General features: G+C 54.1%; 12 protein-coding genes. 2 read left to right on the top strand and 10 right to left on the bottom strand.

Annotated features, from left to right (window positions below):
- Positions 1-28: 28 nt before the first annotated feature.
- The gene (locus CWS43_RS01460) at positions 29-937 is read right to left on the bottom strand and encodes a LysR family transcriptional regulator (RefSeq protein WP_101075092.1); all 909 of its coding nucleotides are present in this window, start codon (positions 935-937) and stop codon (positions 29-31) included.
- 99 nt (positions 938-1036) lie between these two features.
- Here CWS43_RS01460 and CWS43_RS01455 point away from each other — a divergent pair, with 99 nt between their 5' ends.
- On the top strand, positions 1037-2038 hold the full coding sequence (locus CWS43_RS01455; protein ID WP_101075091.1) for a zinc-binding alcohol dehydrogenase family protein: 1002 nt from the start codon (positions 1037-1039) through the stop codon (positions 2036-2038).
- Between the two features lie 65 nt (positions 2039-2103).
- On the opposite strand, the gene CWS43_RS01450 is transcribed toward CWS43_RS01455, so the two are convergent.
- From CWS43_RS01450 to serB, 5 genes are all read right to left on the bottom strand, one after another.
- The gene (locus CWS43_RS01450) at positions 2104-2961 is read right to left on the bottom strand and encodes a DUF2950 domain-containing protein (RefSeq protein WP_101075090.1); all 858 of its coding nucleotides are present in this window, start codon (positions 2959-2961) and stop codon (positions 2104-2106) included.
- 17 nt (positions 2962-2978) lie between these two features.
- Positions 2979-4559, bottom strand: a complete 1581-nt coding sequence (locus CWS43_RS01445) for a DUF3300 domain-containing protein (protein ID WP_101075089.1) — start codon at positions 4557-4559, stop codon at positions 2979-2981.
- A 388-nt stretch (positions 4560-4947) separates the two neighbouring features.
- On the bottom strand, positions 4948-6207 hold the full coding sequence (nadR, locus tag CWS43_RS01440) for a multifunctional transcriptional regulator/nicotinamide-nucleotide adenylyltransferase/ribosylnicotinamide kinase NadR (protein ID WP_101075088.1): 1260 nt from the start codon (positions 6205-6207) through the stop codon (positions 4948-4950).
- Positions 6208-6292: 85 nt separating this feature from the next.
- Positions 6293-7675 carry a DNA repair protein RadA gene (radA, locus tag CWS43_RS01435; protein WP_101075087.1) on the bottom strand — a complete coding sequence of 461 codons (1383 nt, stop codon included), beginning with the start codon at positions 7673-7675 and terminating at the stop codon, positions 6293-6295.
- A 20-nt stretch (positions 7676-7695) separates the two neighbouring features.
- On the bottom strand, positions 7696-8661 hold the full coding sequence (gene serB, locus CWS43_RS01430) for a phosphoserine phosphatase (protein WP_101075086.1): 966 nt from the start codon (positions 8659-8661) through the stop codon (positions 7696-7698).
- A 148-nt stretch (positions 8662-8809) separates the two neighbouring features.
- Between serB and CWS43_RS01425 the strand changes: the two genes are divergently transcribed.
- Positions 8810-9598, top strand: coding sequence for a YtjB family periplasmic protein (locus CWS43_RS01425; protein ID WP_101075085.1), 789 nt, complete (start codon positions 8810-8812; stop codon positions 9596-9598).
- 1 nt (position 9599) lies between these two features.
- On the opposite strand, the gene yjjJ is transcribed toward CWS43_RS01425, so the two are convergent.
- From yjjJ to deoA, 4 genes are all read right to left on the bottom strand, one after another.
- Positions 9600-10946: a type II toxin-antitoxin system HipA family toxin YjjJ gene (gene yjjJ, locus CWS43_RS01420; protein WP_101075084.1), complete on the bottom strand. Its 1347-nt coding sequence runs from the start codon at positions 10944-10946 to the stop codon at positions 9600-9602.
- A gap of 174 nt (positions 10947-11120) precedes the next feature.
- Positions 11121-11840, bottom strand: coding sequence for a purine-nucleoside phosphorylase (gene deoD / locus CWS43_RS01415; protein ID WP_101075083.1), 720 nt, complete (start codon positions 11838-11840; stop codon positions 11121-11123).
- Positions 11841-11923: 83 nt separating this feature from the next.
- Positions 11924-13147 carry a phosphopentomutase gene (gene deoB, locus CWS43_RS01410; protein WP_101075082.1) on the bottom strand — a complete coding sequence of 408 codons (1224 nt, stop codon included), beginning with the start codon at positions 13145-13147 and terminating at the stop codon, positions 11924-11926.
- Between the two features lie 87 nt (positions 13148-13234).
- On the bottom strand, positions 13235-14563 hold the full coding sequence (gene deoA, locus CWS43_RS01405) for a thymidine phosphorylase (protein WP_101075766.1): 1329 nt from the start codon (positions 14561-14563) through the stop codon (positions 13235-13237).
- Positions 14564-14585: the final 22 nt, after the last annotated feature.

Genomic DNA, 14585 nt, shown 5'->3' with positions numbered 1-14585 from the left:
CCCGGAAACGGGCCTTTTTTATGGGAAATTATCCGGAAAGCGCCTCACTGTAACTCTTCGCAAATCCATATTCCTCCAGCATAAATTCGATAAAACAGGCCAGCGCTGGCGAGTTCAGTTTCCGCCCCGGGTAGACAAGATACAGATCATTCCCTTCCGCCTCCCATTCTGGCAACACCCTGACCAGCAAGCCTTTCGTCACCTGTTCATGACACAAAAAGGCAGGTAACAGTGTGATTCCCGCCCCCGCCAGTGCGCATTCCCGCGCATAGAGCAAATTGTCGGTAGTGTGCACCGAAGGCAGCAGCCAGCGGTGATAAATGTCCTCCCGGTGCAATACCCACTCAGACCAGGCTCGGTGTGCAATGCAGTGATGCGACGCCAGCTGCTGCGGCGATTCAATAACAGGATGGCTGGCCAGATACTCCGGTGATGCCAGCAGATAGCGGGGGCTGTGCCCTAACTCGCGGCCAATCAACGATGAGTCCTGCGGTTTACCGGTGCGCAGGGCGATATCAAACCCTTCCTGCACCAGATCCACCAGCGCATCGGATACCGAGACTTCCAGCGAAACATCCGGATAACGCTTTTGGAATTCGACGTTCATCCGCGCCAGCAGCGTGGCGCCAAGACCCGCCGGGCTGGTGATACGCAAACGCCCGCTCGGGTTATCGCGCAACCGTCGGATCGCCAGTTCTGCCCGTTCGCTGGCCTGCATCATTTCCTGGCAGTGGATCAGATAGCGTTCACCGGCAAACGTCAGATTGAGCTGGCGCGTGGTGCGGTTCAGTAACCGCAGGCCAACGGATTTTTCCAGCTGGCTTATCCGCTGGCTGACGCTGGATTTAGGCAAACCGGCACGGCTGGCCGCCTGTGTAAAACTGCCGCATTCCGCGACCAAAGCAAACAGCGCCATATCCTGCAATTGTTTAAACACGATTGTTCACCTCAGCCGAACACTTTGTTAGTTATTGTCCATCTTATCAGGCTACCGCCAGAGGACTAGACTGTCTGAATACCCAATGGAGGAATTTTTATGTCTGTTAAAGCGATTGCCGTAAATCCAAAAGAACCATCCCGTTTTATCGCCATCGAACTGCCACAACCTGTGCCGGGCGAAAATGACCTGCTGGTGGAAGTGAAAGCCGTTTCGATTAACCCGGTCGATACCAAAGTGCATAAAGGCGTGCAGAAAAGCGGCCTGGATGCGCCTAAAATTTTGGGCTGGGATGCCAGCGGGATTGTGAAAGCCGTGGGCAGCGCGGTGAAAAACTTCAAAGCAGGCGACGAAGTCTGGTACGCCGGTGACATTACCCGTTCCGGCAGCAACGCTTCCGAACAGCTCATCGACTCGCGTATCGTTTCCGTGAAACCGAAATCCCTGAACTGGGCGCAGGCCGCCGCAATGCCGCTGACCACGCTGACGGCCTGGGAAGCGCTGTTCGAACACCTGAAAATTCAGGAGGCTTCGGGCGATAAAACGCTGCTGATCATCGGCGGTGCCGGTGGTGTGGGTTCACTGGCGATCCCGTTTGCTTCACTGCAAAGCAAAGTGAAAGTCATTGCGACCGCTTCACGCCCGGAATCCGCACAATGGTGCCTGGATCGCGGTGCTGACCTGACCGTGAGCTACAAAGATCTGAAAGGTGAGCTGGCGAAACACGACATCAAACAGGTGGATTTCATTCTGTGCCTGAATGACACCGACGGTCACTGGGATGCGATTACCGATCTGATTGCGCCAATGGGCCACATCTGTACGATCGTTGAGAACGAACATCCGCTGGATATGAACAAGCTGAAGCTGAAAAGCGCCGCGCTGCACTGGGAACTGATGTATACCCGCAGCATGTTCAATACGCCGGATATCGCGCAGCAGGGCGAGATCCTCAAGCAAGTCGCCGCGCTGGTGGATGAAGGCAAAGTCACCACCACGCTGAGCGAAACCCTGCACGGCCTGACCGTGGAAAGCATCGAAGCGGCTCACGCGAAAGTGCTGGATGGCCACATGCAGGGTAAAGTCGTCGTCGCCTTCTGACTTCTTCTGTAAAAGCAAAACCCCGCAATTTTCATGGCGGGGTTCTTTTTTGTCCTGCATTGTGACTATTCGCCGTCATCAACCTTCTGCCATTTAGCATCCGGATCAAACGCCGTCAGCGCCCGCGCCACAGCATCGGTGTTCGCACCTAAATCCTGCTGATACACATCGCCTTGCTGATTAATCATAAAACTGGTGATACCGGTATGGCCGTAAACCACCGGCCACGCGATGAGCGCAAAACCCTGAGTCATTTTTCCGTTTTCGATGTAACTGTGCGCCCCGCCGCTGGCGTTTCCGCCCTGCGCGGTGAGAATGCGGTAGTAGTAGCCGTGATAATCGGTGCCCGGCTGATCCTGACCGAAAGCAGGCCCGAGCGGGCTTGGCGCGTCGCCTTCTTTGACCGGCCAGTACAACCCGTCGTGCTGCCCGCCGGTGCTGATAATCTTCTGAGCAAATTGCCCGGCGCTCAGCTGATATTCATGTTGTGCGTCGGCATAAGCCGAAACCGCCTGCATCGCCGAGAGTTCGTTGCGACCAATGGTGCGGGTTTCAATTTCTGCCGTGCCCGCCACCACATCGAATTCCCAGCCCTGCGCCGTGCGTTTCATCGGGATCGGTAACTGCCAGTTTTCTTCCCCGACGTTCAGATGCGCAATATCGCCCTGTTCAACAATTTTGTGGCTGACATTCCAGTCACGCAGAAAGCGCGCCACTTCATCGGGATCGACATCTTTTTTCGGCAGATAAACCTGCCAGTCGCTGCCGAGAATTTTCCCCAGCGCCTTATCGTCATGCGCCTGCGTCGCTTTCACCAGCGCCTGCGCTGCCAGCTCCGGGCGGGAAAATGCCTGCTGCGCAAACCCCGCCAGAGGCAGGGCGAACAGGCTGGTGCAAATCACAATGTTACGTAATATCTTCATGGCTTTTCCTCGTAAGCCTAGCGGCGGTGAAAATGAACCGGTTCCGCGTTCGCCGGGCGTGCATGCTGGAAGTTTTGCATCTGCTGGCGGCTCTGATTACCGCGCGCCTGCTGCTGTTGCCATGACGGCGCGCGGCTCGAATTTCCGCTGAATGCCGTGCTGCGCGGCATATTGCTGGCCTGATGGAAGTTCTGCCTTTGTTGCTGATTTCCGCCACGCAGGGCGTTCTGGTTGCCGTTTTGCTGACGGTTTAACGCCTGATGCTGCTGGAGGTTTTGTGTCTGATGCTGCTGAGACAACGGACGACCGGATGCCTGACGATTATCCAAATTCGCAGCGGCCCGGCTGGCAGAAGCCGCCCCCGTAGCGGAATGCGTCGCACCCGACAGATTTCCCTCATGGTGATTCATCACCGAAGCGGCCTGCTGACGTCGCTGATCCATCGTCTGACCGCTCAGGTTATTTTGTACGCCAGGGTTGCCGTCAAAACCACGATAATTATTACGCTGCGCCACATTGTTCAGTGCCTGATTTTGCGTCGCTCCGTTCAGGTTCGCCCTGTAATTCGGAGCACCCGCGTTGAAAGCCGGATTATGCTGCCAGCCCTGTGTCGCCGCTGAGCCTGAATGGTTAACCGCGTTGTTATTATTGCCGGATATCCGGTTGTAATTATTGACGTTTACGTTGACGTAATTGTTGGGCGAACCGCCGTGATGTCCGTCATCGTGATGATGATCGTCGTCCCAATCAATACCACCGAAAATCGCATAGGTTGCCGCGACACCAACGCCAAAACCGATGCCGGACGCCATGCCGTTCACAAACTGTTGTCCGGGAGGAGGAGGAAGATAAACAGGCGGATAGGCCGGTGTCGCCCAGGTGCCATAAACCACGTTCGGATTATAGCTGGGCACATACACCACCTGCGGGTCAGCGGATTCAATAATGATCGTCTGTTGTGCTGGCACGCTTTGCACCGACGTCGTTGAGCTGGCCTGTGCCACCGGTTTAGGCTTTACCGTCACCGTCTGTTGCGGTGTACTTTTCAGTGCTCCGCTCTTTTGCGCGACTTCGCGAAATTTCTGCACGGTGTTCATCACATCGTCCGGCTGTGCCAGAAAAGCGTTACCGAGGTTTTGTACCCAGGCAGGATCTTCGCCCATCAGCGCAAGCAATTGCGGGAACGCGACCAGCGATTTCACACTCGGATCCCAGGGTTCGTTCGCCACAGAGGTAACCGCTGCATCGCCCTGGCTTTGCGGATGATCACGCGACCACTGCACGGCCTGAATAACGTTGGTCGGATAAGTTGATGCCATCAGCACCTGTGAAAGCAGGCTGTCAGGATAAAGCGCCACGGGCGCAACCCACTGATCGAGCTGTGCCTGCGAAAATGCAGGGGGCGTAACGGGAGTTGCGGGCGGAGGAACGGCAACAACAGGTGCCGCAGCGGGTGGCGCAGGCGACGTAGTCTGAACGGTGGTTTCAGCCTGACTACGAGCCGGAAGCCAGCCCTGCATGAACATCACGCTGGCAAGAGCAAAAGCGCCTGCACTGCACACGACTGCGATACCCCAGGGTTTGAATGATAAATTCATTCGGATCACCTTAAAAAGCCTCAGCCGGAATGAGAGGCACAATGAATGAGTATAATCGGACAAATAAAACTCAACGGACGACACTCTATTTTTATTTCGCAAATGAGATTTACGCATAAAATGCGCAATAAAATGTCGGCCAAAACCAGACAAACCAATGCATTGATACAACGGCATTTTTTAATTCCGGCTGTTACACGCTGAATTAATTAAAATCTGATACAGGTGCAATCAGATGAATTTATTAATAATTATATAAAATATAGAATCGAAAATTATTCATAGTGTGAATAATTAATAAGGACATGAACGCTGAATTATAAAAATAGCAGCGATAAAAAAGCGTCTGTTTTGTAGAACAGACGCTTTAGTCTTTCCGCAAAACAGGTCAGTTTGCAGTGGGGTCATTCAGCCGGCTGGTATCAGCAGCCAGCATGTTTCTCACCAGCTCCACGCATTCGAGGAAACGCTGGTCGTAATCTGAAGATTCAACGTGAACATAATCCACATTGTTCTGTTTAAGCATATCGATAAGCAAATTCTGGAATGACATGCGGTCGGTTGTACTTCCCAGACTGCGCAGGCCATCAGCCACCCACGGCGTGTTATTTTCCAGCAAGATCACCAGATCGAATTTGTATTCGTCCATCAGAGCCTGAACAAACGGATGCTCGCGCCCTTCGTACTTTTTACAAAACGCCTGTGTCGTCAGAAAATCGGTATCAATAAACGCCACTTTATTGGCATATTTCACTGCAAAATCAATGTACTGTGCCTGACCGAGTGCGATTTTGTCGTAGTCGGAATATTGCAGCGCCATTTCATCGCCACCGAGGTGCGAGAAGACGTAATCACGGCCATATTCCCAGGCGCTGGTGGTGTTGAAAATGTTGGCTAATTTATTGACCAGCGTCGATTTCCCGCTGGATTCGCCGCCCAGAATCGCCACGGTGCGCACGAAGAACGGCTTCACTTCCGTCGGAATATAATCCCAGTAGCGGAAAGGATCCTGACGTATCTGACGGCCGCTGATATTCATAAAGGAGCGTTTCGGGTCGATCAGCACCGTTTCAATCCCCAGATGTTCGCGATACTGCGGTGCGTCGGCCTCCTCACTGGAATAAATGGTATTGGGTTCAATGCCTTTCTGGCGCATGAACTCCTTGATGCCCCGCCCCCAGACATCCCAGCCGTGCGGATACGGCTCCATACCTTCTTCATTAAAGGCATGAATACGAATATTTTTCTGGTATTTGAACGTCTGCAATAGCCAGCGCAGACGGTCACTGACCGTTGGCTGCTGAGACATCGAGCTGTTCTCGAATAGCTCGCGGTCACGGGGTTCGTCATAACCCATGATGATATGGAGTTCATCGACCTGACTGCAGGCGCGCTGAATCAGATAAATATGGCCGGTGTGCAGCGGATAAAACTTACCAAACACCACGCCGATATTCTTTTCGCGGCGGGGAAACTCAAGATCAAGGAAGCGATGCAGCGCCTCCAGCTTTTGAGCGCTGGGGCTTTTTATCTTTGCATTCAACAGCTGGCTGAGATAACCCTTGGTCATCCCGCTGGCCTCGGCCACCTGTTGCAGCGTGCGTCCCTGTTGTTTAATCGCGGTTTTTAGATAGTCGAACTGTGACATGCCTTGTCCCCAGGTTTGCTTTACTAAACAAAATAGTTAAACAAAAAATAGCACAAAGGCATAGCCGAAGAACACCAGACAACCGTTACAAATCGTCGAGGATAGCCAGCGCATCTGCCAGTTTTTTCACGCCAAACACCTGCATCCCCGCAGGCGCTTTTTTTGGTACGTTAGCATGCGGCACGATGGCACGTTTAAATCCGTGTTTCGCCGCTTCAGTGATACGTTCCTGACCACTCGGCACCGGACGAATTTCGCCTGCCAGCCCCACTTCGCCAAAGACCACTAAATCTTGCGGCAACGGACGGTCACGCAGGCTGGACACCAGCGACAGCAGCAGCGCGAGATCCGCACTGGTTTCCGTCACTTTCACGCCCCCCACGACGTTCACAAACACGTCCTGATCCGCCATCTGCAAACCACCGTGGCGGTGCAAAACCGCCAGCAGGATCGCCAGCCGGTTCTGCTCAAGCCCGACGGCTACGCGACGCGGGTTTCCCATCATCGAGTGATCAACCAGCGCCTGTACTTCAACCAGCAATGGCCGCGTTCCTTCCCACAGCACCATCACCGAACTGCCCGACGTAATTTCATCGCCACGGCTCAGGAAAATGGCCGACGGATTACTGACTTCGCGCAAGCCCTGCTCGGTCATGGCAAATACGCCCAGTTCATTTACTGCGCCGAAGCGGTTTTTATGGCTGCGTAAGGTACGAAAACGCGAGTCGGCATCGCCGTCAAGCAGCACCGAACAGTCGATGCAGTGTTCGAGCACTTTTGGCCCGGCCAGCGATCCGTCTTTGGTAACGTGGCCGACCATCACGATTGCCACGCCACGCGTTTTAGCGAAGCGGGTGAGATAGGCGGCGGTTTCGCGCACCTGTGCGACAGTGCCCGGCGATGACTGAATGTCCGCCATGTGCATCACCTGAATGGAGTCAATCACCATCAGTTTCGGCTGTTCTTTGTCGGCAATTTCGCAAATCTGTTCAATGCTGGTTTCCGACAACATGTTCATATTCGACGTCGGTAAACCCAGACGGTGCGCGCGCATCGCCACCTGTTGCAGTGATTCTTCGCCGGTGACGTACAGGGTTTTCATGTTTTCGCTGAGGTGACACAAAATTTGCAGCAACAGCGTACTTTTGCCCGCGCCCGGATTACCGCCGATAAGAATCGCACTGCCGGGCACCACGCCGCCGCCCAGCACGCGGTCAAATTCCTTAAAACCGGTGCTGAAACGCGGAAGTTCATCGAGGCTGATATCAGAGAGTTTTTGCACGCGGCTGACGCCTGCATCACCCGCGTAACCGGTCAGACGCTCGTTGCGCGCCACAGTCGGGGAAGCCGCTAAACGGATTTCAGTAATGCTGTTCCAGGCCTGACACGCACTGCACTGCCCCTGCCAGCGCGGATAATCTGCGCCACATTCATTACACACAAATGCACGTTTTGCTGCTTTCGCCACAACTTACCTCTTTATTTTTATTAAGACTGACTGCCGCTGAGAATACACAGCACCCCTAAAAGATCAGCATGACGGATGCAAACGGCAGCCTGTTCATACACTTTCGGTTTCGCGTGATAAGCAATGCCCATCCCCGCAACGGCCATCATTTTGAGATCATTGGCGCCATCGCCGATTGCGATAGTTTGCTCCTGAGAAATGCCCAGTTTTTCCGCCAGTTTTAGCAGCGTATCGGCTTTGTATTGGGCATCAACAATTGGCCCGATCACACGTCCGGTCAGCTTACCGTCGCGAACTTCCAGCTCATTTGCTGCCACATCGGCCAGGTTCAGCTGGTCACGCAGATATTCGGCGTAGTAGGTAAATCCGCCAGAAGCGATAGCCACATGCCAGCCCGCCTCCTGCAAGCGCTGAACCATTACTGTCAGCCCCGGCATCAGCGGTAACGTCTGACGCACCTGCTCAAGAATTCCGGCATCAGCGTCTTTAAGTGTCGCAACGCGCTGACGCAGGCTGGCGGAGAAATCCAGCTCGCCACGCATAGCGCGTTCGGTGACTTCTGCCACCTGCTCACCGACGCCCGCCAGTTTGGCAATTTCGTCGATGCATTCAATCTCAATCGCGGTAGAATCCATGTCCATCACCAGCAAACCCGGCGTGCGCAGATACGGCACTTTACCCAGTTGCGTGACATCGAATTCGAAAGATTCGGCCAGACGCTGTGCATCAGCCGTCAGGGAGCCTGCAAGGCGCACGACCTGATATCCTTCGACCTCCCAGGCGCTGACAATCACCAGAGCGCGACCTAAGCGGCGCTGGAACTGCGTAATGCTCGTTTTATCGAGTTTTCTACCGTAGAGCAGCCATCCGGTGTGCCCTGCCCGGTAATCGAGCGGCATGACTTCATCACCGCTCAGTGAAAGGGGAAGTCCCGGCCATTGATGGATCTCCGCAGGAAGATCGCAATAGGTCAGACTGTTTGGCATGATGACTCCGGTAGATTGTTTTGTTAAAACGATGGTTAATAAAACGGGTGAAAAGGCAGAGGTAACGCCGATAAAAACTGGCATCAAGCTACCTTATCGCGGCCGCTTCTGGCAACATTAAAGTCATCGAAAAACGCAAGGAAACAGAATGGCCAGGGCCAAACTTAAATTTCGCCTGCATCGTGCAGCTATCGTACTGATAAGTCTGGCGTTATTAGTCATTCTGATGCAAGGCGCATCCTACTTCAGCCTGGGGCACCAACTGGCAAGATCAACCCAGGTGGAACAACTTGCCCAGACACTGGCCAAACAGGTGGCATTTTCGCTCGCCCCGCTGATGGACAGCAACAATGATGGCGCGGATATCGCACAAATTTCCACTATTTTAAGTCAGCTTACTGATGGTAGTCGCATTCTCGATGCCAGCGTTTACGAATCGGACGGCTCTCTGGTCGCACACGCCGGTGAACAGGTCGCGGTGCGTGACCGCTTATCTCTGGATGGCAAACGCGCGGGCAGCTACTTCAATCATCAGATTGTGGTGCCTATCGAAGATAAAAATGGCCCGAGCGGATTTTTACGTATCACGCTTGATACCCACGTGCTGGCCACCGAATCCAAGCAGGTCGATAACACCACGAACCTGCTGCGCCTGATGATGCTCGCCGCACTGGGCGTCGGTATTATTCTGGCCCGTACGCTGCTGCAGGGCCGCCGTTCGCGCTGGCAGCAATCGCCGTTCCTGCTGACCGCCAGTAAACCGGTGAAAGAAGACGACGAGCAGGAAGAAGAAACGGACGAATTCGGCCCGCCGCCGGTGCTGAATATTCCTGAGCCGGAAGCCGAAGTTGCCGAGGCAAAACCGGCGACAGAAGCCCAGACCAAAGAAGCGGCTCAGGCCGCTTACCGCAGCCTGAAACGCAGCCGGCCTAAATGATTCAGGCCAGTCGCTGTATCTGCGCCGTTAACGCCGCCACCTGAGCCCGCATTCCGCTGGCCAGCTGGCGGAATTCAGCACTTATTGCGGTATCGCCTGCCACGTTTCCCCAGAATGTCAGCGCCCAAACCTGCGCATCCAGCCACTTTTCTTTAGACACGAGCGGATCGAGATTCAGCGTCATGATTTCGCGCCGCATCACGCCCGCATTGGTCGGTGCAAAGGCCATCGGTAACATGTCATAAACCGGCGATATCGAAAGCGCCTGTTTTAAGGGATCAATGGCCGGATCGATGAATGAGAGATTTCCCTGATGCATATCACTGTTGGCAATCAGCTTTCCGAAGGCATAAACCTGCTCAATTTTATCCAGCGTCTGTGCCGTAATAATCTTATTCCGGCGTAACTGCTGGGCGGTCAAAAACCAGTTTCCATTTCCCCCGCCAAATTCAGCAGCAACGGCTTCCAGTGAAACCAAACCGCGACGACCGCGCTCCCCCACCCGGTCAAAACGCCCGACCTGAAGGAAAACCTCCTGACTGCCGCCTGTAAAAATTTCAGCAACCGCCGCCTCAATGCCCGCATCATTTAATACCCGCAATGCGTGAGCTTCTGCGCGCAACAGATCTCCCCAGCGTTGGGCGTTTTCATTCTCTGCCGGAGGCGAAAATTTCACTAAAACCTGAGAGGCACTGCGATCTGCCTGTTCTGCGTAACAGCTGAACTTTGGCTGCTCACCGCCCGCCGATGAACCGATTTCTTCTCCGGCCAGGCTTCTCCGTGCCAGCCGCTCATAGATCTGGATTTTATCTATTTCAGGCACCGGGATTTCTTCCGGTTTCTGGAACCATTTCTGATAAGCCATATCGCCAATAATAAAATTACCCACCGTTTCATCACCCGCTCTCGCCAGAGCGACCAGCGTCTGCGATTCCGTCCACTTTTTGATGTCATCAGGGAAATGCAGCGCGGCATTAATATCACGCCCCCAGGCACGCCCCAAAAAACCTTGCGGGCGCATATCCGTAAGAAACCACGGCAGACCATCGTAAATCAGGCTTTGGCCGCTGGCAGTTTCTACCGCACAGCTTTCACCAGGCCAGATGGAATAAAGTGTGCCCGCCTTTTCTGCATTTCCGGCTTCATTAATCTGATATAGCGGGAAGCTCCACTGGTTATCCAGCGGGCGCGGCAATATGTAGCGGGTCGAGCGGCTTCGCCCGATTTTCACGATCTCAGGGATTTTGGTCAGCCGCCTTGAAAGCGTTGACTGATTGATTTGAAGCTGTTCCGTGATCTCTTTCGCCGTCAGGCTACCCTGACGAAGTAAATCCACAAGATCTGGCATGATTGACTCAGCTATGAATAGGTAAATGCATAGCTAATAGCATAGATAATAAATGAATATAAATCGATATATCCTGAGGATATAAATTTAAACCCTTAAAAAATGCCACAAAAACGCATAGCAAAACGGGCACCTTTCGGCGCCCGTTTTCGTGTCTGCAATAATCAGCAGAATTTATTCTTTGTCGCCCAGCAGAACGGATTCCAGAGCGATTTCAATCATGTCGTTGAAGGTCGTCTGACGTTCAGCGGCAGTGGTTTGTTCATGCGTGCGGATATGGTCGGAAACGGTACAGATGGTCAGCGCTTTGGCACCGAATTCGGCTGCCACGCCGTAGATACCGGCGGCTTCCATTTCCACGCCCAGGATGCCGTATTTTTCCATCACGTCGAACATTTGCGGGTCTGGCGTGTAGAACAGGTCAGCGGAGAAGATGTTACCGACGCGCGCGTTGATGCCTTTGGCTTTCGCGGCATCGGCCGCGTTACGCACCATGTCGTAATCTGCGATAGCGGCGTAATCGTGATCTTTAAAACGCATGCGGTTAACTTTGGAATCGGTGCAGGCACCCATACCAATAACGATGTCGCGCAGTTTGATGTCTTCACGCACCGCGCCGCAGGAACCCACACGGATGATTTTTTTGACGCCGAATTCAGTGATCAGCTCTTTGGCATAAATTGAGCAGGAAGGAATGCCCATGCCGTGGCCCATCACGGAGATTTTGCGGCCTTTGTAGGTGCCGGTGAAGCCCAGCATCCCGCGCACGTCATTCACCTGCTTAACGTCCTGAAGGAAAGTTTCTGCGATGTGCTTGGCACGCAACGGGTCGCCCGGCATCAGCACTACGTCAGCGAAGTCGCCCATTTCAGCATTAATGTGTGGAGTTGCCATCTTCTTATTCCTTAATTCTGCGAGGTGTCATGTTCATAATAAAAACGCGGCCAGTAAGCTTTACTGGCCGCGCATTCTAATCGTTACAGCATGGATTTACCGTAATCCATCGGTGTCAGATCGAAGTATTTCGCGACCGTCTGCCCGATGTCTGCGAAGGTTTCACGGTGGCCCAGCGAGCCCGGTTTTACTTTCGGGCCATAGATTAACACCGGAATGTGCTCACGGGTATGGTCTGTGCCGCGCCATGTCGGGTCGCAACCATGGTCAGCGGTGAAGATGATGATGTCGTCTTCTTTTACCAGCTCCAGCAGTTCCGGCAGACGGCGGTCGAACAGCTCAAGCGCAGCGGCATAGCCAGGAACATCGCGACGGTGGCCGTAAGAAGAGTCGAAATCAACAAAGTTGGTGAAGACAATGGTTTTGTCGCCCGCTTCTTTCATCTCTTTGATGGTCGCGTCAAACAGCGCGTCCAGCCCGGTGGCTTTCACTTTTTTAGTGATACCGACCTGCGCATAGATATCCGCGATTTTACCGACGGAAACGACGTGGCCGTTTTTCTCATCGACCAGTTTTTTCAGGATAGTCGGTGCCGGTGGCTCAACCGCTAAATCATGACGGTTGCCGGTACGTTCAAAATGACCGGCTTTGTCACCGATAAACGGACGCGCGATAACACGGCCGATGTTGTAACCGCCTTCAGTGAGTTCTTCACGGGCTATTTCGCACAGTTCATACAGGCGATCCAGACCGAAAGTTTCTTCGTGGCAGGCAATCTGGAAAACGGAGTCCGCAGAGGTGTAGAAAATCGGCTTGCCGGTTTTCATGTGTTCTTCGCCTAAATCGTCCAGCACGACGGTGCCGGATGAGTGGCAGTTGCCGAGGTAGCCGGGCAGATTGGCGCGTTTCACCAGTTTATCCAGCAATTCCTGCGGGAAGCTGTTGGTGGTGTCGCTGAAATAACCCCAGTCGAACAGCACAGGCACACCGGCGATTTCCCAGTGTCCTGACGGTGTGTCTTTACCGGAGGAAAGTTCGCTGGCGTAGGCATAAGCGCCGGTAATTTCAGAATTACCGTCCATGCCATCCGGGATTTTGCCGGTGGATTCTTCAGCAGCCTTCGCCAGCCCAAGACGCGTCAGGTTCGGCAGATTCAGTGGCCCTTTGCGGCCTTTGTCGGCGTCGCCACGCGCGCAGGCAGCAGCGATATGGCCCAGCGTGTCAGAACCGGCATCGCCAAAGCGCTCGGCATCTTCACTGGCACCGATACCGAATGAGTCTAACACCATGATAAATGTACGTTTCATTTTGCTCTCCTGCGAATGGTTACGCATTGGGTCACGCGGAACTGCGCGCACCTGATCGTTCTTAAATGGGGGCGATTTAGCCTGAAATCAAGCGTTGCCGCCGATACGGCGATACACCACCGGTGTGCTTTCCGGCGCTTTGTCACTCAGGACGATGGCTGCCCGCACTTCTTCAGCAGCCTGCTGCCAGGCCGCTTCGCTGTTAGCATGGATCATCGCCAGCGGCTGCCGGGTATCCACCTGCTGCCCCAGCTGAGCCATGTGCGTCAGACCGACGCTGTAGTCGATAGCATCGCTGGCACGGCGACGGCCGCCACCCAGTGAAACCACGGCCATCCCCAGCGCGCGGGTGTCCATCGCGCTGACAATCCCGTTGCCTTCGGCATATACCGGCTTGGTCAGCGTGGCCTGTTGCAGATAACGGTCGTAATGCTCGATGAAATCGGTCGGGCCTTTCTGCGCCGCAATCATGCGACCAAAAACTTCGGCCGCTTTGCCGTTTTCGAGAACTGCCTGCAATTTGCTGCGGGCATCCGCGTCATCTTTTGCCAGTCCACCGGATAACAACATTTCCACGCACAGCGCCATCGTGACTTCCAGCAGGCGCGGATTGCGGTATTCGCCGGTCAGGAAGCGTACGGCTTCGCGCACTTCAACTGCATTACCGGCGCTGGACGCCAGTACCTGATTCATGTCGGTGAGCAGCGCCGTGGTTTTGCAACCCGCGCCATTTGCCACATCCACAATCGCCTGTGCCAGATCTTCTGAAAGCTGGTAGGTCGGCATAAACGCGCCGGAACCCACTTTGACGTCCATAACCAGCGCATCCAGCCCTTCTGCCAGTTTTTTGGCGAGGATCGAGGCGGTAATCAGCGGGATAGAATCCACGGTTGCGGTGATATCACGTGTTGCGTAGAAGCGTTTGTCTGCTGGTGCCAGCGAGCTGGTCTGGCCGATAATTGCCACACCGACGTCCTTAATGATGCTGCGGAAACGGCTGTCGTCCGGGAAAATATCAAACCCCGGAATGGCCTCAAGTTTGTCCAGCGTACCGCCGGTGTGGCCGAGGCCACGCCCTGAGATCATAGGGATATAGCCACCACAAGCGGCAACCATCGGGCCTAACATCAGGGACGTCACGTCGCCCACACCGCCGGTGGAATGCTTATCGACAATCGGGCCATTCAGGCTGAGGCTTTTCCAGTCCAGCACGGTTCCGGAATCACGCATCGCCATCGTCAGCGAAACGCGCTCTTTCATGGTCATATCGTTGAAATAAATGGTCATCGCCAGAGCAGCAATCTGCCCTTCCGAAACCTGGCTGTCACGAATACCATTAATAAAGAAGCGAATTTCTTCATCGCTTAAAGGCTGGCCGTCACGTTTTTTTCGAATAATTTCTTGAGCGAGAAACAAGGTATCCCCCTGCCTGAGCTGA

Origin of the sequence: Rahnella sp. AA (genome assembly GCF_002834385.1) — a bacterium.
Taxonomy (GTDB): domain Bacteria; phylum Pseudomonadota; class Gammaproteobacteria; order Enterobacterales; family Enterobacteriaceae; genus Rahnella.
This window is presented reverse-complemented; position numbering and strand designations above follow the sequence as displayed.